General features: G+C 39.4%; 42 protein-coding genes. 38 read left to right on the top strand and 4 right to left on the bottom strand.

Annotation, left to right across the window (positions count from 1 at the left end; all coding sequences use genetic code 11):
- The first annotated feature begins 6 nt into the window (after positions 1-6).
- From rplB to RUH74_RS17010, 33 genes are all read left to right on the top strand, one after another.
- On the top strand, positions 7-837 hold the full coding sequence (rplB, locus tag RUH74_RS17170; RefSeq protein ID WP_313802165.1) for a 50S ribosomal protein L2: 831 nt from the start codon (positions 7-9) through the stop codon (positions 835-837).
- A 60-nt stretch (positions 838-897) separates the two neighbouring features.
- On the top strand, positions 898-1,176 hold the full coding sequence (rpsS, locus tag RUH74_RS17165) for a 30S ribosomal protein S19 (protein WP_049635903.1): 279 nt from the start codon (positions 898-900) through the stop codon (positions 1,174-1,176).
- Positions 1,177-1,194: 18 nt separating this feature from the next.
- Positions 1,195-1,536: a 50S ribosomal protein L22 gene (gene rplV, locus RUH74_RS17160; protein WP_066192195.1), complete on the top strand. Its 342-nt coding sequence runs from the start codon at positions 1,195-1,197 to the stop codon at positions 1,534-1,536.
- A gap of 3 nt (positions 1,537-1,539) precedes the next feature.
- Entirely contained in the window at positions 1,540-2,196 is a 657-nt protein-coding gene (gene rpsC / locus RUH74_RS17155; protein WP_053478260.1) for a 30S ribosomal protein S3, read from the top strand.
- A 1-nt stretch (position 2,197) separates the two neighbouring features.
- The gene (gene rplP, locus RUH74_RS17150) at positions 2,198-2,632 is read left to right on the top strand and encodes a 50S ribosomal protein L16 (RefSeq protein WP_102272416.1); all 435 of its coding nucleotides are present in this window, start codon (positions 2,198-2,200) and stop codon (positions 2,630-2,632) included.
- Entirely contained in the window at positions 2,622-2,822 is a 201-nt protein-coding gene (gene rpmC / locus RUH74_RS17145; protein ID WP_053478258.1) for a 50S ribosomal protein L29, read from the top strand. Before rplP ends, rpmC begins: the two co-directional genes overlap by 11 nt.
- A 21-nt stretch (positions 2,823-2,843) precedes the next feature.
- Positions 2,844-3,107, top strand: coding sequence for a 30S ribosomal protein S17 (rpsQ, locus tag RUH74_RS17140; RefSeq protein ID WP_053478257.1), 264 nt, complete (start codon positions 2,844-2,846; stop codon positions 3,105-3,107).
- Between the two features lie 40 nt (positions 3,108-3,147).
- Entirely contained in the window at positions 3,148-3,516 is a 369-nt protein-coding gene (gene rplN, locus RUH74_RS17135) for a 50S ribosomal protein L14 (RefSeq protein ID WP_313802156.1), read from the top strand.
- A 35-nt stretch (positions 3,517-3,551) separates the two neighbouring features.
- On the top strand, positions 3,552-3,863 hold the full coding sequence (gene rplX / locus RUH74_RS17130) for a 50S ribosomal protein L24 (protein WP_057767212.1): 312 nt from the start codon (positions 3,552-3,554) through the stop codon (positions 3,861-3,863).
- 26 nt (positions 3,864-3,889) lie between these two features.
- Positions 3,890-4,429 (top strand): 50S ribosomal protein L5, encoded by a 540-nt coding sequence (rplE, locus tag RUH74_RS17125; RefSeq protein WP_053478254.1) that lies wholly within the window; start codon positions 3,890-3,892, stop codon positions 4,427-4,429.
- A gap of 25 nt (positions 4,430-4,454) precedes the next feature.
- Positions 4,455-4,640, top strand: coding sequence for a 30S ribosomal protein S14 (gene rpsN, locus RUH74_RS17120; RefSeq protein ID WP_009336593.1), 186 nt, complete (start codon positions 4,455-4,457; stop codon positions 4,638-4,640).
- A gap of 29 nt (positions 4,641-4,669) precedes the next feature.
- Positions 4,670-5,068, top strand: coding sequence for a 30S ribosomal protein S8 (rpsH, locus tag RUH74_RS17115; protein ID WP_066441538.1), 399 nt, complete (start codon positions 4,670-4,672; stop codon positions 5,066-5,068).
- 31 nt (positions 5,069-5,099) lie between these two features.
- Positions 5,100-5,636, top strand: coding sequence for a 50S ribosomal protein L6 (gene rplF, locus RUH74_RS17110; RefSeq protein ID WP_313802150.1), 537 nt, complete (start codon positions 5,100-5,102; stop codon positions 5,634-5,636).
- Positions 5,637-5,668: 32 nt separating this feature from the next.
- Positions 5,669-6,031, top strand: a complete 363-nt coding sequence (rplR, locus tag RUH74_RS17105) for a 50S ribosomal protein L18 (RefSeq protein WP_313802148.1) — start codon at positions 5,669-5,671, stop codon at positions 6,029-6,031.
- Positions 6,032-6,055: 24 nt separating this feature from the next.
- Positions 6,056-6,556 (top strand): 30S ribosomal protein S5, encoded by a 501-nt coding sequence (rpsE, locus tag RUH74_RS17100; protein WP_313802147.1) that lies wholly within the window; start codon positions 6,056-6,058, stop codon positions 6,554-6,556.
- A 13-nt stretch (positions 6,557-6,569) separates the two neighbouring features.
- Positions 6,570-6,752: a 50S ribosomal protein L30 gene (gene rpmD, locus RUH74_RS17095; RefSeq protein ID WP_313802146.1), complete on the top strand. Its 183-nt coding sequence runs from the start codon at positions 6,570-6,572 to the stop codon at positions 6,750-6,752.
- 34 nt (positions 6,753-6,786) lie between these two features.
- The gene (rplO, locus tag RUH74_RS17090) at positions 6,787-7,227 is read left to right on the top strand and encodes a 50S ribosomal protein L15 (protein WP_053478248.1); all 441 of its coding nucleotides are present in this window, start codon (positions 6,787-6,789) and stop codon (positions 7,225-7,227) included.
- A complete protein-coding gene (gene secY, locus RUH74_RS17085; RefSeq protein ID WP_313802145.1) occupies positions 7,227-8,522 on the top strand; it encodes a preprotein translocase subunit SecY in 1,296 nt (431 codons plus the stop codon). The genes rplO and secY overlap by 1 nt, the downstream gene beginning before the upstream one ends.
- 62 nt (positions 8,523-8,584) lie before the next feature.
- Positions 8,585-9,238: an adenylate kinase gene (locus RUH74_RS17080; RefSeq protein WP_313802144.1), complete on the top strand. Its 654-nt coding sequence runs from the start codon at positions 8,585-8,587 to the stop codon at positions 9,236-9,238.
- Positions 9,235-9,981, top strand: a complete 747-nt coding sequence (gene map, locus RUH74_RS17075; RefSeq protein ID WP_313802143.1) for a type I methionyl aminopeptidase — start codon at positions 9,235-9,237, stop codon at positions 9,979-9,981. Before RUH74_RS17080 ends, map begins: the two co-directional genes overlap by 4 nt.
- 172 nt (positions 9,982-10,153) lie before the next feature.
- Positions 10,154-10,372, top strand: a complete 219-nt coding sequence (gene infA / locus RUH74_RS17070) for a translation initiation factor IF-1 (RefSeq protein WP_009336604.1) — start codon at positions 10,154-10,156, stop codon at positions 10,370-10,372.
- A gap of 35 nt (positions 10,373-10,407) precedes the next feature.
- Positions 10,408-10,521 (top strand): 50S ribosomal protein L36, encoded by a 114-nt coding sequence (rpmJ, locus tag RUH74_RS17065; protein ID WP_000868344.1) that lies wholly within the window; start codon positions 10,408-10,410, stop codon positions 10,519-10,521.
- 22 nt (positions 10,522-10,543) lie between these two features.
- Entirely contained in the window at positions 10,544-10,909 is a 366-nt protein-coding gene (rpsM, locus tag RUH74_RS17060) for a 30S ribosomal protein S13 (protein WP_053478244.1), read from the top strand.
- A gap of 21 nt (positions 10,910-10,930) precedes the next feature.
- Positions 10,931-11,320 carry a 30S ribosomal protein S11 gene (gene rpsK, locus RUH74_RS17055; protein WP_053478243.1) on the top strand — a complete coding sequence of 130 codons (390 nt, stop codon included), beginning with the start codon at positions 10,931-10,933 and terminating at the stop codon, positions 11,318-11,320.
- 174 nt (positions 11,321-11,494) lie between these two features.
- The gene (locus RUH74_RS17050; RefSeq protein WP_313802140.1) at positions 11,495-12,439 is read left to right on the top strand and encodes a DNA-directed RNA polymerase subunit alpha; all 945 of its coding nucleotides are present in this window, start codon (positions 11,495-11,497) and stop codon (positions 12,437-12,439) included.
- Positions 12,440-12,518: 79 nt separating this feature from the next.
- A complete protein-coding gene (rplQ, locus tag RUH74_RS17045; RefSeq protein ID WP_053478241.1) occupies positions 12,519-12,881 on the top strand; it encodes a 50S ribosomal protein L17 in 363 nt (120 codons plus the stop codon).
- Between the two features lie 624 nt (positions 12,882-13,505).
- Positions 13,506-14,348 carry an energy-coupling factor ABC transporter ATP-binding protein gene (locus RUH74_RS17040; RefSeq protein WP_313802139.1) on the top strand — a complete coding sequence of 281 codons (843 nt, stop codon included), beginning with the start codon at positions 13,506-13,508 and terminating at the stop codon, positions 14,346-14,348.
- Positions 14,324-15,193 carry an energy-coupling factor ABC transporter ATP-binding protein gene (locus RUH74_RS17035; protein WP_313802137.1) on the top strand — a complete coding sequence of 290 codons (870 nt, stop codon included), beginning with the start codon at positions 14,324-14,326 and terminating at the stop codon, positions 15,191-15,193. Before RUH74_RS17040 ends, RUH74_RS17035 begins: the two co-directional genes overlap by 25 nt.
- On the top strand, positions 15,190-15,987 hold the full coding sequence (locus tag RUH74_RS17030) for an energy-coupling factor transporter transmembrane component T family protein (protein ID WP_313802135.1): 798 nt from the start codon (positions 15,190-15,192) through the stop codon (positions 15,985-15,987). Before RUH74_RS17035 ends, RUH74_RS17030 begins: the two co-directional genes overlap by 4 nt.
- 12 nt (positions 15,988-15,999) lie before the next feature.
- Positions 16,000-16,737 (top strand): tRNA pseudouridine(38-40) synthase TruA, encoded by a 738-nt coding sequence (gene truA, locus RUH74_RS17025; RefSeq protein ID WP_313802133.1) that lies wholly within the window; start codon positions 16,000-16,002, stop codon positions 16,735-16,737.
- 192 nt (positions 16,738-16,929) lie between these two features.
- Positions 16,930-17,367 carry a 50S ribosomal protein L13 gene (rplM, locus tag RUH74_RS17020; RefSeq protein ID WP_313802131.1) on the top strand — a complete coding sequence of 146 codons (438 nt, stop codon included), beginning with the start codon at positions 16,930-16,932 and terminating at the stop codon, positions 17,365-17,367.
- Positions 17,368-17,388: 21 nt separating this feature from the next.
- On the top strand, positions 17,389-17,781 hold the full coding sequence (gene rpsI / locus RUH74_RS17015; RefSeq protein WP_057767233.1) for a 30S ribosomal protein S9: 393 nt from the start codon (positions 17,389-17,391) through the stop codon (positions 17,779-17,781).
- Between the two features lie 210 nt (positions 17,782-17,991).
- Positions 17,992-18,381, top strand: coding sequence for a hypothetical protein (locus RUH74_RS17010; protein ID WP_313802125.1), 390 nt, complete (start codon positions 17,992-17,994; stop codon positions 18,379-18,381).
- 92 nt (positions 18,382-18,473) lie between these two features.
- Here RUH74_RS17010 and RUH74_RS17005 read toward each other — a convergent pair whose 3' ends face one another.
- Both RUH74_RS17005 and RUH74_RS17000 read right to left on the bottom strand, forming a co-directional pair.
- Positions 18,474-18,572 (bottom strand): YjcZ family sporulation protein, encoded by a 99-nt coding sequence (locus tag RUH74_RS17005; RefSeq protein ID WP_313802123.1) that lies wholly within the window; start codon positions 18,570-18,572, stop codon positions 18,474-18,476.
- A gap of 301 nt (positions 18,573-18,873) precedes the next feature.
- A complete protein-coding gene (locus RUH74_RS17000) occupies positions 18,874-18,972 on the bottom strand; it encodes a YjcZ family sporulation protein (RefSeq protein ID WP_313802121.1) in 99 nt (32 codons plus the stop codon).
- Positions 18,973-19,215: 243 nt separating this feature from the next.
- Here RUH74_RS17000 and RUH74_RS16995 point away from each other — a divergent pair, with 243 nt between their 5' ends.
- The 3 genes from RUH74_RS16995 to RUH74_RS16985 all read left to right on the top strand — a co-directional run bounded on the left by RUH74_RS16995 (position 19,216) and on the right by RUH74_RS16985 (position 21,701).
- Entirely contained in the window at positions 19,216-19,659 is a 444-nt protein-coding gene (locus RUH74_RS16995) for a YbaK family protein (RefSeq protein ID WP_313802119.1), read from the top strand.
- An 88-nt stretch (positions 19,660-19,747) separates the two neighbouring features.
- Entirely contained in the window at positions 19,748-20,464 is a 717-nt protein-coding gene (cwlD, locus tag RUH74_RS16990; RefSeq protein ID WP_313802117.1) for an N-acetylmuramoyl-L-alanine amidase CwlD, read from the top strand.
- Between the two features lie 178 nt (positions 20,465-20,642).
- Positions 20,643-21,701, top strand: coding sequence for an Mrp/NBP35 family ATP-binding protein (locus RUH74_RS16985; RefSeq protein WP_313802115.1), 1,059 nt, complete (start codon positions 20,643-20,645; stop codon positions 21,699-21,701).
- Between the two features lie 52 nt (positions 21,702-21,753).
- Here the strand turns inward: RUH74_RS16985 and gerD are convergent, their stop codons facing one another.
- Positions 21,754-22,395, bottom strand: coding sequence for a spore germination lipoprotein GerD (gene gerD / locus RUH74_RS16980; protein ID WP_313802113.1), 642 nt, complete (start codon positions 22,393-22,395; stop codon positions 21,754-21,756).
- A gap of 146 nt (positions 22,396-22,541) precedes the next feature.
- Between gerD and RUH74_RS16975 the strand changes: the two genes are divergently transcribed.
- The gene (locus RUH74_RS16975; protein ID WP_313802111.1) at positions 22,542-23,180 is read left to right on the top strand and encodes a KinB-signaling pathway activation protein; all 639 of its coding nucleotides are present in this window, start codon (positions 22,542-22,544) and stop codon (positions 23,178-23,180) included.
- Positions 23,181-23,204: 24 nt separating this feature from the next.
- Here the strand turns inward: RUH74_RS16975 and pdaB are convergent, their stop codons facing one another.
- Entirely contained in the window at positions 23,205-23,957 is a 753-nt protein-coding gene (pdaB, locus tag RUH74_RS16970; protein ID WP_313802109.1) for a polysaccharide deacetylase family sporulation protein PdaB, read from the bottom strand.
- Between the two features lie 140 nt (positions 23,958-24,097).
- Between pdaB and RUH74_RS16965 the strand changes: the two genes are divergently transcribed.
- The gene (locus RUH74_RS16965) at positions 24,098-24,328 is read left to right on the top strand and encodes a hypothetical protein (RefSeq protein WP_313802107.1); all 231 of its coding nucleotides are present in this window, start codon (positions 24,098-24,100) and stop codon (positions 24,326-24,328) included.
- The last annotated feature ends 211 nt before the right edge of the window (positions 24,329-24,539 follow it).

The following is a 24,539-nucleotide window of genomic DNA, read 5'->3' as shown; positions in this document are numbered from 1 at the left end:
AACGAAATGGCGATTAAAAAGTATAAACCTACCACAAATGGTCGACGTAATATGACTTCATCTGACTTTGCTGAAATTACTACAAGCACACCAGAAAAGTCATTGCTTGCTCCTTTACACCGTAAAGGCGGCCGTAACAACCAAGGTAAGTTAACAGTTCGTCATCAAGGTGGCGGTCATAAGCGTCAATACCGTTTAATCGATTTTAAACGTAACAAAGATGGCATTCCAGGACGCGTTGCTACAATCGAGTATGACCCGAACCGTTCAGCAAACATTGCATTAATTAACTATGTTGACGGAGAAAAGCGTTACATCCTTGCACCTAAGAATTTAGAAGTGGGCATGGAAGTAATGTCTGGACCGGAAGCAGATATTAAAGTGGGTAATGCACTACCACTTGTAAACATTCCAGTGGGTACAGTTATTCACAACATTGAATTAAAACCTGGTAAAGGTGGACAATTAGTACGTTCAGCAGGTACTTCTGCACAAGTTCTTGGTAAAGAAGGTAAATACGTACTAGTTCGTTTAAACTCTGGTGAGGTTCGTATGATTCTTGCTACTTGCCGTGCAACTGTTGGTCAAGTGGGTAATGAGCAGCACGAACTTATCAACATTGGTAAAGCAGGACGTTCACGCTGGTTAGGTAAACGCCCAACTGTTCGTGGTTCTGTAATGAACCCTAACGATCACCCACACGGTGGTGGGGAAGGACGTTCACCAATCGGACGTAAATCACCAATGACTCCATGGGGTAAACCAACTCTTGGATACAAAACTCGTAAGAAAAACAACAAATCAGATAAATTTATCGTGCGTCGCCGCAAAAAATAACGGGATTGAACTACGGTTCCAGAGGCGGGCCGTAGAACAATCGCGAAGGGAGGTTCAATCATGGGTCGCAGCTTAAAAAAAGGACCTTTTGTTGATGAACATTTAATGACAAAGATCGAAAAGCTAAATGAAACTGAGGGCAAACAAGTAGTTAAAACTTGGTCTCGCCGTTCTACGATCTTCCCGCAATTCATCGGACACACAATTGCTGTTTACGATGGTCGTAAACATGTGCCTGTATACGTTACTGAAGACATGGTAGGCCACAAGCTTGGAGAATTCGCTCCAACTCGTGCATACAAAGGCCATGGCAATGATGATAAGAAAACAAGACGTTAATGAGAGGAGGGCATTCATATGCAAGCTAAAGCTGTTGCAAGAACAGTTCGTATTGCTCCTCGTAAAGCTCGTTTAGTCGTAGATTTAATTCGAGGTAAGCAAGTAGGTGAAGCAGTAGCGATTTTAAATTTAACGCCAAAAGCTGCTTCTCCAATCGTAGAGAAGGTTTTAAAATCTGCATTAGCCAACGCTGAGCACAACTACGAAATGGACGTTAATAATTTAGTAGTTGCTCAAGCATTTGTTGACGAAGGACCAACTTTAAAACGTTTCCGTCCTCGTGCACAAGGTCGTGCAAGCCAAATCAACAAACGTACTAGTCATATTACTATCGTTTTATCAGAAAAGAAGGAGGGGTAATCAGTGGGTCAAAAAGTAAATCCAGTCGGTTTGCGTATCGGAGTTATCCGTGATTGGGAATCTAAATGGTACGCAGGCAAAGACTATGCTGATCTTTTACACGAAGACCTTAAAGTACGTGAGTACATCACAAAGCGTCTAAATGATGCTTCTGTTTCTAAAGTAGAAATCGAACGTGCTGCAAATCGTCTTAATATCACTATTCACACTGCGAAACCAGGAATGGTTATCGGAAAAGGTGGTACTGAGGTAGAAGCACTTCGTAAGGCACTTAACTCACTTACTGGCAAACGTGTACACATTAATATTCTTGAAATCAAAAAAGCTGATATCGACGCGAAATTAGTTGCGGAAAACATTGCTCGCCAATTAGAAAACCGTGTTTCTTTCCGTCGTGCACAAAAACAAACGATTCAACGTGCAATGCGTGCTGGCGCTAAAGGTATCAAAACAATGGTATCTGGTCGTTTAGGCGGTGCTGATATCGCTCGTTCAGAAAGCTACAGCGAAGGAACAGTTCCACTTCATACTCTTCGTGCTGATATCGATTATGCTACAGCAGAAGCTGATACAACTTACGGTAAATTAGGCGTAAAAGTATGGATCTATCGTGGAGAGGTCCTTCCTACTAAGAAGAAAACTGGGGAAGGAGGCAAATAATATGTTATTGCCAAAGCGCGTAAAATATCGTCGTCAACATCGTGGAAAAATGCGCGGTCAAGCAAAAGGCGGTACTGAAGTAACATTTGGTGAATTCGGTCTACAAGCTACAGAAGCTTCATGGATTACGAACCGTCAAATTGAATCAGCTCGTATTGCGATGACTCGTTACATGAAACGTGGCGGTAAAGTTTGGATTAAGATATTCCCACATAAGCCATACACTGCAAAGCCTCTTGAAGTCCGAATGGGTTCCGGTAAGGGTGCTCCTGAAGGATGGGTAGCAGTTGTGAAACCTGGTAAAGTAATGTTTGAAATCGCAGGTGTTTCTGAAGAAATCGCTCGTGAAGCTTTGCGTCTTGCATCACACAAACTTCCAGTTAAATGTAAGTTTGTAAAACGAGAAGAAATTGGTGGTGAATCAAATGAAAGCTAATGATATTCGTGACCTTACCACTGCTGAAATTGAACAAAAAGTCAAATCATTAAAAGAAGAGTTATTTAATCTTCGCTTTCAATTGGCGACAGGACAGCTTGAAAATACAGCTCGTATTCGTGAAGTACGTAAGTCGATTGCTCGTATGAAAACTGTTATTCGTGAAAGAGAAATTGGTTTTACAAAGTGAAATTGAGAGGAGGTTCGCACAATGAGTGAACGCAACCAACGCAAAGTTTACACTGGGCGTGTTGTTTCTGATAAGATGGATAAGACTGTTACTGTCTTAGTTGAAACATACAAAAAGCACCCATTATACGGTAAACGCGTTAAGTACTCTAAAAAATTCAAAGCTCATGATGAGCAAAATCTTGCGAAAACTGGCGATATCGTCCGTATTATGGAAACTCGTCCGCTTTCAGCTACAAAACGCTTCCGTCTTGTAGAAGTGGTAGAAAAAGCAGTTATTATCTAATTGTTCGGAAAAACCCTAATTCCGAAGGGAGGTTACACTCATGATTCAACAAGAATCACGTTTGAAAGTTGCTGACAACTCTGGTGCTCGTGAAGTACTTACAATCAAAGTTCTTGGTGGCTCTGGCCGCAAAACAGCTAATATTGGTGATATTATCGTTTGTACAGTGAAACAAGCAACACCAGGTGGCGTTGTTAAAAAAGGTGATGTTGTTAAAGCAGTAGTTGTTCGTACAAAGAGCGGTGTGCGCCGTAATGACGGTACTTACATTCGTTTTGATGAAAACGCATGTGTAATTATTCGTGATGACAAGGGCCCTCGTGGGACTCGTATCTTCGGACCAGTTGCTCGTGAACTACGCGATAGCAATTTCATGAAAATTATTTCTTTAGCTCCAGAAGTTTTATAATACTAACTAAATTGCCTTTAAGGAGGTGCTTACTGATGCATGTGAAAAAAGGTGACAAAGTTATGATCATCTCTGGTAAAGATAAAGGCAAAACGGGCGTTATTCTTGCAGCGTTCCCTAAACAAGATCGAGTTCTTGTTGAAGGTGTAAACATTGTTAAGAAACACTCTAAGCCTTCACAAGTGAATCCGCAGGGCGGAATCATTAACCAAGAGGCTCCTATTCATGTATCAAACGTTATGCCTGTAGACCCTAAGTCTGGTAAACCAACTCGTGTAGGCTATAAGACGGTTGATGGCAAAAAAGTACGTGTAGCAACAAAATCCGGTGAAGTTCTAGATAAATAGTTTAAAGAAGAAGGGAGGTACAATGAATGAACCGCCTAAAAGAAAAATATACAAAAGAAATTACTCCTGCTCTAATGAGCAAGTTTAACTATACATCAGTAATGCAAGTGCCTGTAATTGATAAAATCGTTATTAATATGGGTGTTGGTGATGCTGTTCAAAACTCAAAAGTACTTGATAATGCGGTGGAAGAGCTAGCGTTAATTACTGGACAAAAGCCAGTAGTAACACGTGCGAAAAACTCTATCGCTGGCTTCCGTCTACGTGAAGGTATGCCAATCGGTGCAAAAGTTACACTTCGTGGAGAGCGTATGTATGAGTTCTTCGACAAATTAATCTCTGTATCTCTTCCGCGTGTACGTGACTTCCGTGGGATTTCTAAGAAGTCATTTGACGGCCGTGGAAACTATACTCTAGGTGTTAAAGAGCAATTGATCTTCCCTGAGATTGATTACGATAAAGTAAGCAAAGTTCGTGGTATGGATATCGTTATCGTAACTACAGCTAATACTGATGAAGAAGCTCGTGAACTTTTAACTCAATTCGGAATGCCATTCCAAAAGTAATCGCTAAATAGAGGGAGGCGAAAACGTGGCTAAAAAGTCAATGATTGCGAAACAAAAACGCACGCCTAAACATAAGGTGCAAGAATATACACGCTGCGAACGTTGCGGACGTCCACATTCTGTATACCGTAAATTTAAGCTTTGTCGTATTTGTTTCCGTGAATTAGCATATAAAGGTCAAATTCCTGGCGTGAAAAAAGCTAGCTGGTAAAACCCAATTGTGGGAAGGAGGTAAAAACAATGGTCATGACAGATCCAATTGCAGACTTGCTTACTCGCATCCGTAATGCGAATATGGTTCGTCACGAAAAATTAGAAGTTCCTGCTTCTAATATCAAAAAAGAAGTTGCTGAAATCCTTAAGCGTGAAGGTTTCGTGCGTGATGTTGAGTTTATCGAAGACAATAAGCAAGGCATTATCCGCATTTTCTTAAAATACGGTGCTAACAACGAACGCGTAATTACTGGACTTAAGCGTATCAGTAAACCAGGTCTTCGTGTGTACGCAAAAGCCGATGAGGTGCCACGTGTACTAAACGGTCTTGGAATCGCACTAGTTTCTACTTCTCAAGGAGTTCTTACAGATAAAGAAGCTCGCGCTAAACAAGTTGGCGGAGAAGTACTAGCATACGTTTGGTAATAGAGTTTCTTAATGAATGGAGGTGCAATAAATGTCTCGTATAGGTAAAAAACCAATCGAAATTCCGGCTGGTGTTACTATCACTAATGATAAAAACACAGTTACTGTAAAAGGACCAAAGGGTGAACTTACTCGTTCATTCCATCCTGATATGATCATTCAAGTGGAAGAGAATGTATTAACTATTTCTCGCCCATCAGATTCAAAACTACACCGTACAATGCATGGTACAACTCGTGCATTACTATCTAACATGGTAGAGGGTGTTTCTAAAGGCTTTGAAAAAGCTCTTGAGCTTATCGGTGTCGGTTACCGTGCTCAAAAACAAGGTAAAAAACTTGTACTAAACGTTGGTTACTCTCATCCTGTTGAAATGGAGCCTGAAGAAGGTGTCGAGGTTGAAGTACCATCAAATACGAAGATTGTCGTTAAAGGAATCAGCAAAGAACGTGTTGGTGCTTTAGCAGCTAATATTCGTGATGTTCGTCCTCCAGAGCCTTACAAAGGAAAAGGTATCCGTTATGAAGGCGAATATGTGCGTCGTAAAGAAGGTAAAACTGGTAAGTAATGCCGCATAAGTAAACGAAAGGAGTGACTTAAATGATTACGAAGGCTGACAAAAATGCAGTTCGTAAGAAAAGACATGGCCGTGTCCGTGCTAAACTTTCTGGAACTGAAGCTCGTCCTCGTTTAAATGTGTTCCGCTCTAATAAGCATATCTATGCTCAATTAGTTGATGATGTAAAGGGAGTTACTTTAGCGAGTGCTTCTACATTAGATAAAGAAATTAATCTAGAATCTACAGGCAACGTTGATGCAGCAGTTAAGGTCGGAGAATTAGTTGCAAAACGTGCAGTGGAAAAAGGTATTAAATCTGTCGTGTTTGATCGCGGAGGATACCTATATCATGGTCGTGTTAAAGCTTTAGCTGATGCGGCACGTGAAAATGGATTAGAATTTTAATAGTCAAAGGAGGGACACAAAAACATGCGTCGTATTGATCCAAACAAACTTGAACTTGAAGAACGCGTAGTTACTGTCAATCGTGTAGCAAAGGTTGTTAAAGGTGGACGTCGTTTCCGTTTCTCTGCTCTTGTAGTAGTAGGCGACAAAAACGGTCATGTCGGCTTTGGTACAGGGAAAGCACAAGAAGTACCTGAAGCAATTCGCAAAGCGATTGAAGATGCGAAGAAAAACTTAATCGAAGTACCAATGGTTGGAACATCTATTCCTCACCAAGTAATTGGAAACTTTGGTGCTGGAGAAGTTCTTTTAAAGCCTGCTTATGAAGGTACTGGTGTTATTGCTGGTGGACCTGTTCGTGCGGTGCTTGAGCTTGCTGGTATTGGTGATATCCTTTCTAAGTCTTTAGGAACGAACACACCTATCAACATGGTTCGTGCAACATTGGACGGTTTACAACAATTAAAACGTGCTGAGGACGTAGCTAAATTACGTGGAAAATCAGTAGAAGAACTGTTAGGATAAGGAGGGAAATCAAATGGCGAAAACAATAGAAATTACCCTCACTCGCAGCGTGATTGGTCGCCCGCAAGACCAACGCGAAACAGTTAAAGCTCTTGGTTTACGCAAAATGCACCAAACAGTTGAGCAACAAGATAATCCTGCTATCCGAGGAATGATCAACAAAGTTGCTCACCTTGTTACGGTAAAAGAAAACTAAATTTCACTCTTCTATAAAATAAGGAGGTGCCAACATGAAACTTCATGAATTAAAGCCTGCAGAGGGTTCACGTCAAGAACGTAAACGTAAAGGCCGAGGAATCGGTTCTGGTAACGGTAAAACTGCTGGTAAAGGTCATAAAGGTCAAAACGCTCGTTCAGGTGGCGGTGTTCGTCCTGGTTTTGAGGGTGGTCAAACACCTTTATTCAGACGTTTACCAAAACGCGGATTCACAAATGTTAACCGTAAAGAATACGCAGTTGTGAACCTTGATGCACTTAACCGTTTTGAAGATGGAACAGAAGTTACACCAGTTCTTCTTGTCGAAACAGGGGTAGTAAGTAATGAAAAAGCAGGAATTAAAATTCTTGCTAAAGGCAAAGTTGAGAAAAAGCTTACTGTTAAAGCTCATAAATTCTCCTCTGCTGCAAAGGAAGCGATTGAAGCTGCCGGCGGTCAAACTGAGGTGATTTAATGTTTCAAACTATCTCCAATTTTATGCGCGTGGGTGATATAAGAAGAAAAATCATATACACCCTTTTATTGTTGGTCGTATTTCGCATCGGTGCTTTTATACCAGTACCTGGTGTGAATGCCGACGTATTACAAGCCCAGGATGAGTTAAATGCATTCGGTATTTTAAATACTTTTGGCGGTGGCGCGCTTCTTAACTTCTCGATACTTGCAATGGGAATTTATCCGTATATTACGGCATCCATTATCATTCAGCTATTACAAATGGACGTTGTGCCAAAGTTTACAGAATGGTCGAAGCAAGGGGAAGTTGGACGCCGTAAATTAGCTCAGTTTACCCGCTACTTTACTATCGTGCTTGGTTTCATCCAAGCTCTTGGTATGTCTTATGGGTTTAACAACCTTGCAAATGGGCAATTGATTGATAACCCTGGAATTGGCTCATACCTTCTTATTGCAACGGTTTTAACTGCTGGAACAGCCTTTTTATTATGGCTGGGTGAACAAATTACTGAAAAGGGCGTTGGAAATGGAATCTCCATTCTCATTTTTGCTGGTATCGTCGCTGGTATACCATCTATAGTTAACCAGATTTATGCACAGCAATTTGAAAATGCGGGTGAGCAAATTTTCCTTCGAATTGTAACAGTAGTACTAATCCTCTTAGCAGTTGTTGCAATTATAGTTGGTACAATCTTTTTCCAGCAGGCATTAAGGAAGATTCCAATTCAATATGCAAAGCGTGTTACAGTTGGAAGAAATCCGGTTGGAGGACAAAACACTCACTTGCCATTAAAAGTTAATGCAGCTGGTGTTATTCCAGTTATCTTTGCTGTTTCATTTATCATTACGCCAAGAACTGTTGCAGGATTCCTTGAGCAAAATGATGTTACATTATGGATTCAAAGAGTATTTGATTATACGACACCAGTCGGAATGATCATCTATAGTGCATTAATTATTGCTTTTACGTATTTCTATGCTTTCGTCCAAGTGAACCCAGAACAGGTTTCTGACAACTTGAAAAAGCAGGGCGGGTATATTCCAGGTATCAGACCTGGAAAAAGCACGCAGGAATATTTAACTCGCGTTTTATATCGTTTAACATTTGTCGGTGCTATCTTCTTAACTGTAATCGCTATTCTGCCAATGCTTTTTATTAATATCGCAGGGTTGCCAGATTCAGCTCAAATTGGAGGAACAGGCTTGCTTATCGTTGTAGGTGTTGCATTAGATACGATGAAGCAGCTTGAATCACAGCTTGTTAAACGTCATTATAAAGGGTTTATCAAATAATTTGGTTTTTAGGGGACATGTAAAGGTTCCCTATAAGCCAATTAGATTTAGGGGGAATTCATATGAATTTAGTATTAATGGGGCTCCCCGGTGCCGGTAAAGGTACACAAGCCGAGAAGATTGTCGACAAGTATGGCATCCCTCATATTTCAACAGGTGATATGTTTCGTGCAGCCATAAAGGAAGAGACGGAACTAGGCCTGAAAGCAAAATCTTTCATAGACAATGGCGAGCTTGTTCCTGATGAAGTAACAATCGGTATTGTTCGTGAACGGTTAAGCAAGGATGATTGTGAGAAAGGATTCTTGCTTGATGGATTTCCAAGAACGGTTCCTCAAGCAGACGCACTTGAAAATATTCTTGCTGAATTGAATAAAAAAATTAATTTTGTCATTAATATTGATGTGGATCAAGATATTCTTATGGAGCGCTTAACTGGCCGCCGAATCTGTAAAGATTGTGGTGCCACTTACCATCTCGTATTTAATCCTCCTGCAAAAGTGGATGAATGTGATCGCTGTGGCGGTGAACTGTATCAGCGTGCAGATGATAATGAGGCTACGGTAAAGACTCGACTCGATGTGAATATCAAACAAACAAAACCTTTGCTTGATTTCTATGAGGCAAAAGGATATCTACGCAATATTGATGGGCAACAGGATATCGATAAAGTATTTACTGATCTGGATCGTTTACTCGGGGGCTTGCATGAATGATTATTTGCAAAACGCCGCGTGAAATTGAGATCATGCGTGAGGCCGGCAAAATTGTAGCATTGACTCACCGAGAACTGAAAAAACATATTGCTCCTGGAATAACAACAAAAGAGTTGGATCATATTGCTGATACATTTATTCGTAAAGCGAATGCAATTCCTTCGTTTAAAGGCTATAACGGCTTCCCTGGCAGCATTTGTACTTCAGTAAATAATGAACTTGTTCATGGCATACCTGGTAATCGGGTGTTGAGAGACGGCGATATTATCAGCGTAGATATTGGTGCTAAATATAATGGTTATCATGGTGACTCAGCTTGGACTTATCCTGTTGGTACAATTGATGATGAAACGAAGCGTCTTCTTGACGTTACTGAGGAGTCACTATTTATCGGCCTTAAGGAAGCAAAGCCAGGTGAGCGTCTATCGAACATCTCACATGCAATTCAAACATATGCGGAACAAAATGGTTTTTCCATTGTACGCGAGTATGTTGGCCACGGAGTAGGTCAGAGCTTACATGAGGACCCACAAATTCCTCATTATGGTCCCCCAAACAAAGGTCCGCGACTAAAACCGGGTATGGTACTTGCTGTTGAACCAATGGTGAATGCAGGAAGCCGATATGTGAAAACATTGACTGACAACTGGACAGTCGTTACAATTGACGGGAAAATGTGTGCTCATTTTGAACATACAATTGCAATTACTGAAAATGGATATGAGATACTTACAATTGCTTAATTGCTCGTATTTAATATATCGTTTCAATTTTGTCCTGTTTTTGTGCTATAATCATAAGGTTGTTAGTTTCAAATAGATTTCTCGATAAATCCGGCGTGTAACGATGGAAAATAAGCTTTGCGTTTGCAAAGATAAATGAGTTCGTATTTGAATAAAGAAAGGAGACTGTTCGATGGCGAAAGACGATGTAATTGAAATTGAAGGCACGGTGGTTGATACTTTGCCAAATGCCATGTTTAAAGTAGAATTAGAAAATGGTCATACGGTGTTGGCTCATGTTTCTGGTAAGATCCGTATGCATTTTATTCGTATTTTACCAGGAGATAAAGTTACTGTGGAGCTTTCTCCATATGATTTAACTCGCGGAAGAATCACTTATCGTTTTAAATAACCATTGCACTCCGTACTATTAAGGAGGTTAGGATAATGAAAGTAAGACCATCTGTTAAACCGATCTGCGAAAAGTGCAAAGTTATCCGCAGACGTGGAAAAGTTATGGTTATCTGTGAAAACCCTAAACATAAACAAAAACAAGGTTAATAACAAGGAGGTGCGCTAATTTATGGCACGTATTGCTGGTGTAGATATTCCACGTGAAAAACGTGTAGTAATCTCATTAACTTACATCTATGGGATTGGTAAAAATACTGCTCAGAAAGTATTAGCAGAAGCTGGTGTTTCTGAAGACACTCGTGTTCGTGATTTAACAGAAGATGAGTTAAATAAAATCCGTGAAGTCATCGATAAGCTAAAGGTTGAAGGTGATCTTCGTCGTGAAGTTTCACTAAACATTAAGCGTTTAATGGAGATCGGAAGCTATCGTGGTCTACGTCATCGCCGTGGTTTACCGGTTCGCGGACAAAACACTAAAAATAACGCTCGCACACGCAAAGGTCCTCGTAAGACTGTAGCGAACAAGAAGAAATAATCGGTAAAGGAGGTACTTTAAATGGCACGCAAAACTAATACACGTAAACGTCGTGTGAAAAAGAATATTGAACAAGGTGTTGCACACATTCGTTCTACTTTTAACAACACAATTGTAACTATTACTGATGCTCATGGGAATGCACTTTCTTGGTCAAGTGCAGGTGCGCTAGGGTTTAAAGGTTCACGTAAATCTACTCCTTTCGCAGCGCAAATGGCAGCAGAAACTGCAGCGAAGTCATCTATGGAACACGGAATGAAATCTCTTGAAGTAACTGTTAAGGGACCTGGTGCAGGACGTGAAGCGGCTATTCGTGCGCTACAAGCTGCTGGTCTTGAAGTAACTGCTATCAGAGACGTGACTCCAGTTCCACATAATGGATGTCGCCCACCAAAACGCCGCCGTGTTTAATTTTTCTGTATAGAATTTGTATCCTTGTCTATAATGGGATATGATGTAAATGTTTTATTCATTATACAGGATAATTATTCCAGTTGTTGTGCACAAAACGGGAACGTATACATGGGGGAATTTCGGTTAGGATGCTAGCCGGGGTTTCGACGTTTTGAAGGAGGGTATATTTTCATGATCGAAATAGAAAAACCAAAAATCGAAACGGTTGAGATCAGCGATGATGCCAAGTACGGGAAGTTCGTCGTAGAGCCGCTTGAGCGTGGATATGGTACTACTTTGGGTAACTCCTTACGTCGTATCCTTTTATCCTCACTCCCAGGTGCCGCAGTCACATCGATTCAAATTGATGGGGTACTTCATGAGTTCTCAACAATTGAAGGCGTCGTAGAAGATGTAACATCTATCATTTTAAACATTAAGAAACTTGCACTAAAAATTTACTCTGATGAAGAGAAAACGCTTGAAATTGATGTAAAGGGTGAAGGCGTTGTTCGTGCTGCTGACATTACCCATGACAGCGATGTAGAAATCCTTAATTCTGATTTGCACATTGCGACGTTGGGATCTAATGGTCATTTACGCATGCGCCTTACTGCTAGAAGAGGCCGTGGATATACGCCAGCTGTTCAGAACAAAAGGGAAGATCAGCCGATTGGAGTAATCCCTATCGATTCTATTTACACACCAGTTTCACGTGTGTCTTATCAGGTTGAAAATACACGTGTAGGCCAAATGACTAACTATGATAAGTTAACATTCGATGTTTGGACTGATGGAAGTACAGGTCCACAAGATGCTGTTGCACTTGGTGCGAAAGTCTTAACTGAGCATTTGAATATCTTTGTTGGATTAACCGATGAAGCTCAAAATGCTGAAATCATGGTTGAAAAAGAAGAAGATCAAAAAGAAAAAGTACTTGAGATGACCATTGAAGAACTAGATCTTTCTGTTCGTTCATATAACTGTTTAAAACGTGCTGGTATCAATACCGTTCAAGAATTAGCAAATAAAACGGAAGAAGATATGATGAAAGTACGTAACTTAGGCAGAAAGTCTCTTGAGGAAGTTAAACACAAACTAGAAGAGCTTGGATTAGGCTTACGTAAAGATGATTGATTCGTTAACGCTTGTTAACTGTCATTATCTTGTAGCTTTAACGGCTTAAGAATGACTTCAACAAAGGAGGGAAACTTTCATGGGATACAGAAAGTTAGGACGTACTAGCTCTCAACGTAAAGCTATGCTACGTGACTTAGCAACAGATTTAATCATCAATGAGCGTATTGAAACAACTGAAGCTCGTGCAAAAGAACTTCGTTCAGTTGTTGAAAAAATGATCACTCTTGGAAAACGTGGCGATTTGCATGCTCGTCGTCAAGCAGCTGCATTCGTACGTAATGAGGTAGCTAACGCTGAAACAAAACAAGATGCAGTTCAAAAATTATTCAGCGATATCGCTTCACGTTATGAAGAACGCCAAGGTGGATATACTCGTATTATGAAACTTGGACCTCGTCGCGGTGACGGCGCACCAATGGTAATTATCGAGTTAGTTTAATTTCTAATCGGATGAGGGCAGGACGTTTGTTCTTTGCCCTTTTTCTGTAATAGAACAAACTTCTAGATGGAAGTAGCCAAAGTGAGTGTTACGATGGGCATGATACGGGGGTAAAGAGTTTTCTAGCACAAGCAGCTTCCCCTATATACAGGCGTCGCGTTTTTGTCTACCTCGATGTCACAGGCCAATCCTCCAAAAAGGTAAAGAATATATCTTTCTGTGAGGCACAACTCGTGCTTGTCGGGGGTGAACAGGGCGCTTCTGGTTTTCTATTTTCATGTCGCGTCTAGCTCTTCTTGCACCTTTCCGATTTATATTTAATCATAACGCTGGCAGGCGGTGTCCTGTTTTTTTCGGAAAGGTGCGGGCTTTTTTAAATTGGATACTGTTGTAAGGGCTTGAATAGAAGGCAGTATTGACATTTTATAAGCTCGAATAGCGGATATAGAAAAGAGTGCTTTCTAGTTTGTAATGGTTTCTTTATATGATTCGTCAATAAGTTTCTACTGTCATTGCTATTGAAGCTCGCCAAAAATGGCGGGTTTTTTATTTAGAATTTTGTTTTGATTAGCTGGGAGTAGAGTTTAGAATAGAGAGTAGAGGTAGTTGAGAGGAGGAGCAGCATTGAATAAGAAGCAGCTAGTTCAGTTAGAAAATGTCTCATTTCAGTATGCTTTAGAAGCAGGTTTTGCACTTAAAAATGTTTCATTTGATATATATGAAGGGGAATGGCTTGCAATCGTCGGTCATAATGGTTCTGGAAAATCAACTCTTGCCAAGCTATTAAATGGGTTACAATTTCCTCAAGAAGGCTCTATACAGATGAATGGCATGCTGCTTTCAGAGGAAACCGTATGGGAGATAAGGAAAAAGGTTGGGATGGTCTTTCAAAATCCTGATAACCAATTCGTTGGAACAACAGTTCAGGATGATGTGGCTTTTGGTTTAGAAAACAATGGAATTGCTCGAGAAGAAATGGTGGAAAGGGTCAAGTATTCACTAGAAAAAGTTAACATGTCTCAATTTCTTGATCAAGAGCCGCACCATCTTTCAGGTGGCCAGAAGCAAAGAGTGGCTATTGCTGGTGTGATCGCACTTAGACCTTCGATTATCATTTTAGATGAAGCAACCTCTATGCTCGATCCAAGAGGAAGAGAAGAGGTTTTAGAAACGGTTAGAGAGTTAAAAGAGAACCATCATATGACAGTTATATCGATTACTCATGATTTAGAAGAGGCTGTTAAAGCAGATCGCATCATCGTAATGAACAAAGGCGAGCTTTATCGAGAGGGCAGTCCTGAAGAAATATTTCAAATGGATGAGGAGCTTGTTCAACTTGGCTTGGATATTCCTTTCCCTGTTAAAATGAGCAAGCTTTTAAAGGAACAAGGGGTTTCGCTATCAAGGCATTTTTTATCAGAAGAAGAGTTGGTGGAAGAGTTATGGACATCTCACTACAGAAAGTAGAATACCGCTATCAAGCTAACACACCTTTTGAACGCCTAGCTATTAGGGATGTGTCCATTGATATTCCATCAGGAATCTTTCTAGCAATTATTGGCCATACAGGTTCAGGAAAATCTACGGTGTTGCAGCATTTGAATGCCCTCTTAAAGCCGACAGCTGGAAAAGTAATCATTGGCGATAAAGAGGTTACAGCAGACAAAAAACAAAAAAATTTAAAGGAAGTAAGGCAGAAGGTAGGCATCGTTTTTCAGTTTCCAGAGCATCAATTGTTTGAAGAAACAGTTGAAAAAGATATTTGCTTTGGACCGATGAATTTTGGCGTTTCACAGGAAGAAGCACAGAGAAGAGCTAGGGTAGCTATTAAACAAGTTGGCCTCTCAGAAGAGATATTAAACAAATCCCCCTTCGACTTATCTGGGGGGCAAATGCGCAGAGTAGCCATTGCAGGAGTTTTAGCAATGGAACCAGATGTTATTGTACTGGACGAGCCTACTGCAGGTCTCGATCCACGGGGAAGAAAGGAAATTATGGATATGTTCCATGCTCTTCATATGGAGAGAAAGCTTTCGACTGTGCTAGTTACACATAGTATGGAAGATGCATCTAAATACGCAGACCAAATTGTTATTATGCAAAAAGGAGAGGTGTATAGAAAAGGAACACCAGAAGAAATTTTTTCTTCTCCTGAAGGCTTGATACAGCTTGGTTTAGATGTGCCTGAGGTTGTACGCTTCCAGCAAAAAGTTGAAGAAGCCTTTCAGACAAATTTCCCGCAAACTTGTTTAACTATGGAGAAGCTAACGGAGGAAATTGCTTCCTTTCTAAAGGGGGGTGAGCGGAAATGATGGAGAAAATGATTTTTGGCCGGTACGTTCCTGCTCATTCACTGATTCACCGAATGGATCCGCGTTCAAAGCTTGTGATCATCTTTTTATTTGTTTGTATTGTTTTTATCGCAAATAATAGCCTGACATACGGATTATTAGCCATTTATACCTTGTTAATGATTTCTTTATCTAAAGTGCCATTGCGGTTTATCATATCGGGACTAAAGCCTGTTCTATTGCTTGTTCTATTTACTTTGCTTTTGCATTTATTTTTAACAAAAGAAGGGGAGCTCTTATTTCAAGCTGGCTGGTTCTCAATCTATGAAGAAGGTTTAAGGCAGGGGATTTTCATCTCTTTACGATTTTTTCTTCTTATATTGATGACATCAATACTTACTTTAACAACGACGCCGATTGAAATAACAGATGGACTGGAGAGTTTGCTTCATCCATTAAATAAAGTAAAGTTCCCTGTACATGAGCTTGCTCTCATGATGTCCATCTCGCTTCGATTTATACCGACTTTGATGCAAGAGACGGATAAGATCATGAAGGCACAGACGGCAAGAGGGGTCGATTTCACAAGCGGTCCAATAAAAGATAGAGTGAAGGCGATTATTCCACTTCTAATTCCGCTTTTTGTTAATTCTTTTAAAAGAGCTGAGGAACTGGCTACAGCGATGGAAGCAAGGGGCTACAAAGGCGGCGAAGGCAGGACGAAGTATAGACAGCTTAGCTGGGGGCTTACGGATACTTCCATGCTCGTATTACTTGGACTTCTAACCGCTTTGTTAGTCTTATTTCGAACATAATGGAGCAATGTGATGCAAAGATATAAATGTATTATCTCTTATGATGGAACACAGTTTGCTGGCTATCAAGTACAGCCGAGTAAGCGTACCGTGCAAGGCGAAATAGAGAAGGCGCTTAGAAAGATTCATAAGGATATAGATGTTAAGGCAAGTGCCTCTGGCAGAACGGATGCTGGTGTCCATGCTAGAGGACAGGTCATCCATTTCGACTCTCCGCTTAGAATCCCTTTGGCTAAGTGGAAGGTTGCTTTAAATACGCTGTTACCGGATGATATCGCGATTATTCGTACAGAACTGGCTGCCGATGACTTTCATGCCCGCTTTGATGCAAAAGGGAAGGAATACCGTTATTTCGTCCACCGCTCCGATCAGCGGGATCCGTTTAAACGCCATTATGCCTATCAGTACCCATATGACTTAGATCTCAAGAAAATAAACGAGGCTATCCCCTTTTTGATCGGAGAACATGACTTTACAAGCTTTTGCTCAGCTAAAACGGATGTAGTTGATAAGGTACGTGAAATAAGTCAGGTGGAAATGCTTGAAGAGGGAGATATGCTGATATTTCGTTTTAACGGAAATGGCTTTTTGTATAATATGGTTCGAATATTAGTAGGGACCCTTTTAGAGGTGGGGGCAGGAGATATTTCTCCAGCATCCATTCCAGAAATACTTGAAAGAAAAGACCGTTCCTATGCAGGAAAAACAGCACCAGCACATGGATTGTATTTATGGGAAGTGCAATATTGAAGTGTGTGAACAGTCTTTATAAAAATTTCTCAAAACAACTAAACCTGGTGTAACATTTTATTGACATTAGCCGTTGAAAAGTGTATCATAGCAAAGGTATTGTTATTAAAACCACGATAAGCCCCGGAACTTATTGTGTTGAAGATATGAAACCAAATGAATGAATAATGGAATTTTTAGGAGGGAAAATTGATGCGTACAACGTTTATGGCGAATGCAAACAATATCGAACGTAAATGGTACGTAGTTGATGCTGAAGGCAAAACTTTAGGTCGTCTTGCTAGTGAAGTAGCATCAATTCTACGTGGTAAACATAAACCAACTTATACACCACATGTTGACACTGGTGATCATGTAATTATTCTTAATGCTTCAAAAATCCACTTAACAGGTAAGAAGCTTTCTGACAAGATCTACTACCGTCACAGCTTACACCCAGGTGGTTTAAAAACTAGAACTGCTAATGAAATGCGTACGAACTATCCTGAGAGAATGTTAGAGCTTGCTATTAAAGGCATGCTTCCAAAAAATTCTCTTGGCCGTCAAATGTTCAAGAAATTACACGTTTATGCTGGCGCTGAACATAAGCACCAAGCACAACAACCTGAAGTTTACGAACTTCGTGGATAATTTATAGGGGAGGTTATTAACTTGGCACAGGTTCAATATATTGGTACTGGTCGTCGTAAGAGCTCCGTTGCACGAGTTCGTTTAGTTCCAGGCGATGGTCAAATTATTATCAACGGTCGTGAAATTGAAGATTATATCCCATTTGCAGCATTGCGTGCAGTTGTAAATCAACCGCTTGTAGCTACTGAAACTCAAGGAAGCTATAATGTGCATGTAAATGTGAATGGTGGAGGCTACACTGGTCAAGCTGGCGCAATTCGCCACGGTATCGCTCGTGCGTTACTTCAAGCTGATCCAAACTACCGTCCAACATTAAAGGCTGCAGGTCTATTAACTCGTGACGCTCGTATGAAAGAACGTAAAAAATACGGTCTTAAAGGCGCTCGTCGTGCACCTCAGTTCTCAAAACGTTAATATCAATTTTTCAAAGGCTCTCAACCAATTTGGTTGGGGGTCTTTTTTTATAAATATAAAGAAATTTAGTGACTGATATAGCGTTTATCTATACAGCTTTCCATTGTTCAACATATTATATTCCGGACAAGCAATTAAAGAGAAAACTCGTTCAATGGATTGATACGATTTTAATCGGATTTACAATTAATAAGAGAGGGGTTTATGTGAATGAATGAAGGCGAGTATAGAGAAATACTGTTAAAGGAGTTAGTCAGGCAAGGAGAGGCATTAAATGTAATTCTGGAACAAATGAATGGCCGAGAAAACGTGGGAAAAGCTTCATCGCAAGAAGAAATATTGAATAGACTAGTCAATGAAATCACAAGCATAAAAGAATCTACACAAATACAACGTGAAAACGTTACTAAATTATTATTTGAAATGACCAAATTAAACGACCAATTAGAAAAAATTAAGTCCTCTAACGAAAGTCAACCAACGGAACCAGTCAAACATCCGTTTAGTTTCCTTGGAAAATTAGATTTAGAAAAACTGTTAAAAATGGCGAAGCTTGCTGGTGATCTATATGAATTAAATAAGAATAAAGAGAATGAATAAAAAAAGGCTGACTTATTAATTTCCCTAATAAGTCAGCCTCATTCATTTTGATGCAACTCGTATCTTATAGGATTGATACGAACCCTACGCTATTAAAGTGCTGCCCCGATAATGATCAACAAAATGAACAATATGACAATTAGCACAAAAGTGCTGCCATATCCACTTCCATATCCTTTAGATTCTGCCATTTGTTTTCCCTCCTTCGAGTGGATTTGAAAGAGCTCTTTCATTTATAAGATATGTATTGATTTAAACTTTGAATAGGACAAGCATATTGATGGAATTGTGGATTTATCCGTTTAGTTTCCTTGGTAAATTAGATTTAGAAAAACTGCTAAAGATGGCAAAGTTTGCTGGTGATTTTTATGAATTAAATAAGAATAAAGAGAATGAATAAAAAAAGGCTGACTTATTAATTTTCCTAATAAGTCAGCCTCATTCATGTTGGTGCAACTCGTATCTTATAGGATTGATACGAACCCTACGCTATTAAAGTGCTGCGCCGATAATGATTAACAAAATGAACAATATGACAATTAGCACAAAGGTGCTGCCATATCCACATCCATATCCTTTAGATTCTGCCATTTGTTTTCCCTCCTTCGAATGGATTTGAAAGAGCTCTTTCATCTATAAGGTATGAATGGAATCAAACTTTGAATGGACAAGCATATTGATTGTATTGTGGAATTTTACTTTTAAATCAAAAATTGATTAGTTTACATAAAGAATTTTTGATGGGTTTATAAAAAATTGGCAGACAAAAGCATCTGCCTTTTTGTATGTCTCTCCTTTTGCGGTTAAAGACTATCCTTAAGAGGTGGGAAGACCATGAATGTGATTACAACTTTTGCAGAAAAGAAACGAGAAAAGCAAATTAAATATGAAAAGTCCATTTTAAAGGAAATATCAATAAAGGCATTAAAAGAAAAAGTGCAGCATCATTTCGGCTCCTCAAGATTTGCATCTGGGTTAATGATGAATGCAGGAATTGAAGAAGCATGCTATGATGTGGCAATTGAAGCGTATTTATTAGGTGCTCATTTTAGCCGATTTGGACTATATGGCGAACCAGCTGAAGACGTAAGGAACCGATGCAGATATGAGATTCGGCATTTTTCAGATACGTTATACAACTTCCTCTTGTATTGGGGGCACGGGGAAGAGGGGATGATGAGTGAATCTCTTTATTACTTATGCGAGGAATATGTAAATAGCTGGTGGATGGAAGGGTTTCAAAAGGGTCAAAGAAGACATAAGCTCCGCCTTCACTAATTCAACCTTTTAAATTCCGTATTTCTTGTTCTATCTCTTTACCTTGTCCCATATATTAAATTGAGGACGGGCAGGAGGTTGACAGGGGATGAAAAAATTAAAAGCTGCGGCATTCGCCATTGGACTTATCGTCCTATTTTTAATATTACAATATGATTTTTCAGAAGAGGATTCTTGGGAATCATGGCATTTGCCTTTAACAGGAAAGATTATTTTACTTGATCCAGGTCATGGGGGGCCAGATGGCGGAGCAGGGGACGAGGATGCGCTTGAAAAGGAAATCGCCCTTGATGTGACACTGAAGGTGAGAGAATATCTTCAAGAACAAGGTGCGCTTGTGATATTGACGAGAGAAGATGACCGTGATCTGGCTCCAGATGGTACAAGGGGTTATAGCAGACGAAAAGTTGAGGATTTAAAAAAGCGCCTTGAAATTATTAATACATCTGGAGCTGAGTTTTTTGCGAGCATCCATTTAAATGCGATTCCTTCATCCCGCTGGAGCGGCGCACAGACCTTTTATGCATCACATAAAGATGAAAATGCAAGAGCAGCAAAGTTTATACAGGATGAATTAAGACGTAATTTGGAAAACACAAATCGAAAAGCAAAGAAATTAAATAATGTATATATCCTAAAAAACGCAGAAATTCCTGGTGCACTAGTTGAAATTGGATTTTTGTCCAATCCGGCCGAAAAGGAAAATTTGAAAAAAGAACAATATCAGAACAAAGTTGCTGCCTCGATATATATGGGGATCCTCAGATATTTTTCTGATGAAAAAGAGCTGGAGGAAGAGGAATAAAAGAAAGATGCCGACCAGCATCTTTTTTTTTTGAATTGTGAATGAACCGAATAAGCAGGAGCTAATAGAAAGTTGTGAGTATTGCTTTTAATTAGACTAAGTGTGATAGAATTAACTGTAGCACGATAACAATATGTTATACTTTAATGGAAACGAATTCATAAAGGCAGGTGCTAGTATGTTAACGGAACAAAATATAAGAGAAGTTTTAAATGGAGTTCAAGAGCCATTTATACATAAAACACTAGGTGAACTTGATGCCATTAATGAAGTAAAGATTAAGGAAGAAAAAAATCATGTTAGTGTAAAGATATTAATTGCAAAAACAGGAACAGCAGAGCAGCTTCAGCTTCAAACACAAATTGTGAACTTGTTAAAAGAAGCGGGGGCAGCAACTGTCGGTATCCGTTTTAGTGAGTTGCCGGAATCTGTATTAGCTCAGTATCGTCAAGCAGTGAAAGAAGAAGATAAAGGATTGCTGTCTCCTGATAGCAAGACGACTTTTATTGCCATTGCGAGCGGGAAGGGTGGAGTTGGGAAATCCACTGTTTCGGTCAATCTTGCTGTCTCACTAGCGCGATTAGGGAAAAAGGTCGGCTTGATTGATGCTGATATATATGGATTTAGTGTGCCTGATATGATGGGGATTACGTCACGTCCTGTAGTTAGAGGAGAAAAGATTATTCCAGTTGATCGTTTTGGTGTAAAAGTCATTTCCATGGGCTTCTTTGTTGAAGATAACGCTCCAATTATTTGGAGAGGTCCAATGCTTGGAAAAATGCTTAATAGCTTTTTCAATGAAGTGGAATGGGGGGACATTGACTACCTATTACTTGATTTACCGCCTGGAACAGGTGATGTGGCTCTCGATGTTCATACGATGCTTCCATCTTGTAAGGAGATCGTTGTTACAACTCCACATCCAACTGCTGCTTTTGTTGCTGCCCGAGCAGGCGCAATGGCGATAAAAACAGAACATGAAATATTGGGTGTTATTGAAAACATGGCTTATTTTGAAAGCAAGCTTACTGGTGAAAAGGAATATGTTTTCGGTCAAGGTGGCGGACAAAAGCTTGCGGAAGAACTAAAAACAAAAGTTTTAGGTCAGCTGCCTCTTCAACAACCTGATTGGGATGAAAAGGAGTTTGCTCCTTCTGTTTATCAAGAAGAACATAGATTGGGGAAAATCTATACGGAAATTGCTCAGAAAGTCGTTCAATCGCTGGAAGGTAAATAAGAAAAAAACCTCTTTTCACTTGGGAAAAGAGGTTTTTTTCATAGGCGATAGCTTAGCTTCCGCCACCGCCACCTTGGCCCCCACCTTGTTGTCCGCCGCCCTGATCCTCTCCACCTTTATCTTCACTCTCTCCACCTTTTTCCCCGCTTTTTACCTCACTTGCCGCTTTCAGGAGTATTTCTTGGATTTTTGCTTTAAAGAGTGGACTCTCGAATGTTTCGGTGACAACAGACTGTAAATGTTCACGGTATTCCTTACTTTTTAAAACATTAGTGACTTCTTTTTCTAATTCAGGATCTTTTAAAACTTCAATCATCATTCCACGGTATTCTGGGTCTTTCATTAGATTCTTTAAAAGCTGTTCATTTTCTTTTTTCATGCTTTTTGCAATGCTTTCGGCAAATTTAGGATCTTCAAAAGACTTCTTCCAAAATTCTGTTCCCTTATCCGAGGTCAACGTTTTTTCGATCGTTTCAGAGACAACTGCTTGGTCCATGACAAGCTTCTGTTTCATTTTGTCGTCTTCCATTAGCTCTTGAATAGCCTTTTTGCCATCATCTGTCTTAAGTATATCTACAATCATTTTCTTGGTTTGTTCATAATCCATATTATTGCTGCCAGCTTCACCTTGACCGCAACCAGCAAGCATAATAATAATCATACAAGGGAAGAGCATACGGAATATTTTTAACATATAGAAGCTCCTTTCAGAGATGTCCTTAATGTTAGAATGAAGAAAATGAGCAAATATTATTCGCGTGAATTGCTTTACCTAGATTTTTCATTGCTACGTTGGTACAATCAAAAGTGATTGAATAAATGCTATGGAGGAAAAATAAATTGACTAGCCGAAATTGGGTAAAGTTGTTTATATCAACTCTGTTAGTTGGGGGATTAACTACTGGGGTTGTAGGTTTTATTGTGCGTTGGAATGAATTTGAACCTATATTCACTTCTTTCGATCTTCTTGAAATATTATCTGTATTACTATGGTTAATTGGAGTGGGTTTTATTTTCAGTGTTCTAAGCCAAGCGGGTTTTTTTGCTTATTTAACGGTTCATCGCTTTGGTCTTGGAATATTTAAATCTCATTCGTTATGGAATGCAGTTCAAGTCATTCTTATTTTGTTTGTATTATTTGACTTGGTCTATCTCCGTTACAATGCATTTGCTGGGGAAGGGGATAGCATTTGGCCCTATATTGGAGTAGCTGCATTTATCTTTGTTGTTGGCATAGCAGTGGCAGCAGTGAAAGTAAAGATGACTAGTAAAGAAGCATTGATACCTGCATTATTCTTTATGGTTGTTGTTACAACAATCGAGTGGGTGCCAGTTTTGCGGGTAAATGAAGAAAGCTGGGTATATTTAATGATCTTTCCATTATTAGTTTGTAACGCTTACCAGCTGCTTATACTTCAAAAACTAAATAAAGCTTCACAAGAGCAAAGAAAAAAAATAGCAAAAAGGCCGGCCAAATAAGGACGGCTTTTTCTTATCAATTGATTATTTAACCTCACTTGTTTTTGTTTCAGCATTTGCAATCATTTCAGAAACGGACACTAGCTTTAAACTTTTTTTGTTGATCGCTTGAATGATTTGCGGCAAAGCTTTTGCTGTTTGTTTTGCTGAATCAGAAGCATGTAATAGCATGATATCTCCCTTTTTTGCTTGTGCTGTATTCTTGATAATGGCTTCTACGCCGGGATTTGTCCAATCTTTTGAATCAAGGCTCCAATGTACAACCGTATAGCCTAGCCTATCTGCTACCTTTAATGTTTTTTGATCAAAATGTCCTGTCGGCGCTCGAATAAGCTTTATGTCTTTTACGTTTAACTTTCTAAATACTTCCTGTGCCTTCGCTATATCCTGTCTAATTTTTGGTTCTTCTAGCTCAGTATAATCTTCGTAATTATAACCGAGTATCCCAATTTCATATCCTTCTTTCATAATTCTAGAAACAAGATCTGGGTGGCGTTCTGCCCATGATCCCGCAAGAAAGAAGGTAGCAGATTTTACATGTTCCTTTTTAAGAATATCCAGAATGGGTTCCGCCTTTTCATCCCCCCACCCGATATTAAAAGTAAGTGCTAGGTCCTTTTCTCCCTTGTATATTGCTTTAGGTCCATCTTTTGCCGAAAATGCTGGCAGATGAACAATGTTTCCGACATAAAGGAACCAGGCAGCAAAGAAAGCGGTAGTTACTACGATTGCAAGCTGTTTTAATATTTTCCCGTTAAGTACAAAAAAGAAGTTCATAATACCCTTCACCTCGTCCAAATCACTTCTTGTCTCAATCTTATGCAAATATTTTTTAAAAATGATTTGAAAAACAAATTCATAAAAAAAATAAAATGGAAAATACTACAAAAATCAAACTGAAATAAAGGGGTTTTAGGATGCTAGGGCTTTTAATCAATCAAAAAGAACTAAAAGAAATGCAGTATTTAATAAAAAGAGAAATGGATGAAATTTTATTTGATTTGAAGGATGACCGCATTGATCATATCGTAAAGAGGGCGATGGAGGAGAGATATAAGATTTTATTTGCGCTATTTAAAAGAGTTGCTGCACCAAACGAATGCCTGAATTATATACTTAATAGACAGACGAGGGAACAAAAGAGATAAATATTAAAAAAATGATAAAACTTGTTGACTTAGTGTAATTTTGCTGTTATATTAATAAACGTCGCTGATGACATAATGAAAATAACTTAAAAAAAGTTATTGACGTCAAAGGCGAAAGGTGATATATTAGTAAAGTCGCTGTAAGCGATAAATAATTATTGCTCTTTGAAAACTGAACGAACAAAAAACGTCAACGTTAATTTTTAAGTCT

It is taken from the genome of Cytobacillus sp., assembly GCF_032154635.1.
GTDB lineage: Bacteria > Bacillota > Bacilli > Bacillales > Cytobacillaceae > Cytobacillus.
The sequence above is the reverse complement of the archived record's forward strand: the minus strand, read 5'-3'. Positions and strand labels throughout refer to the sequence as shown.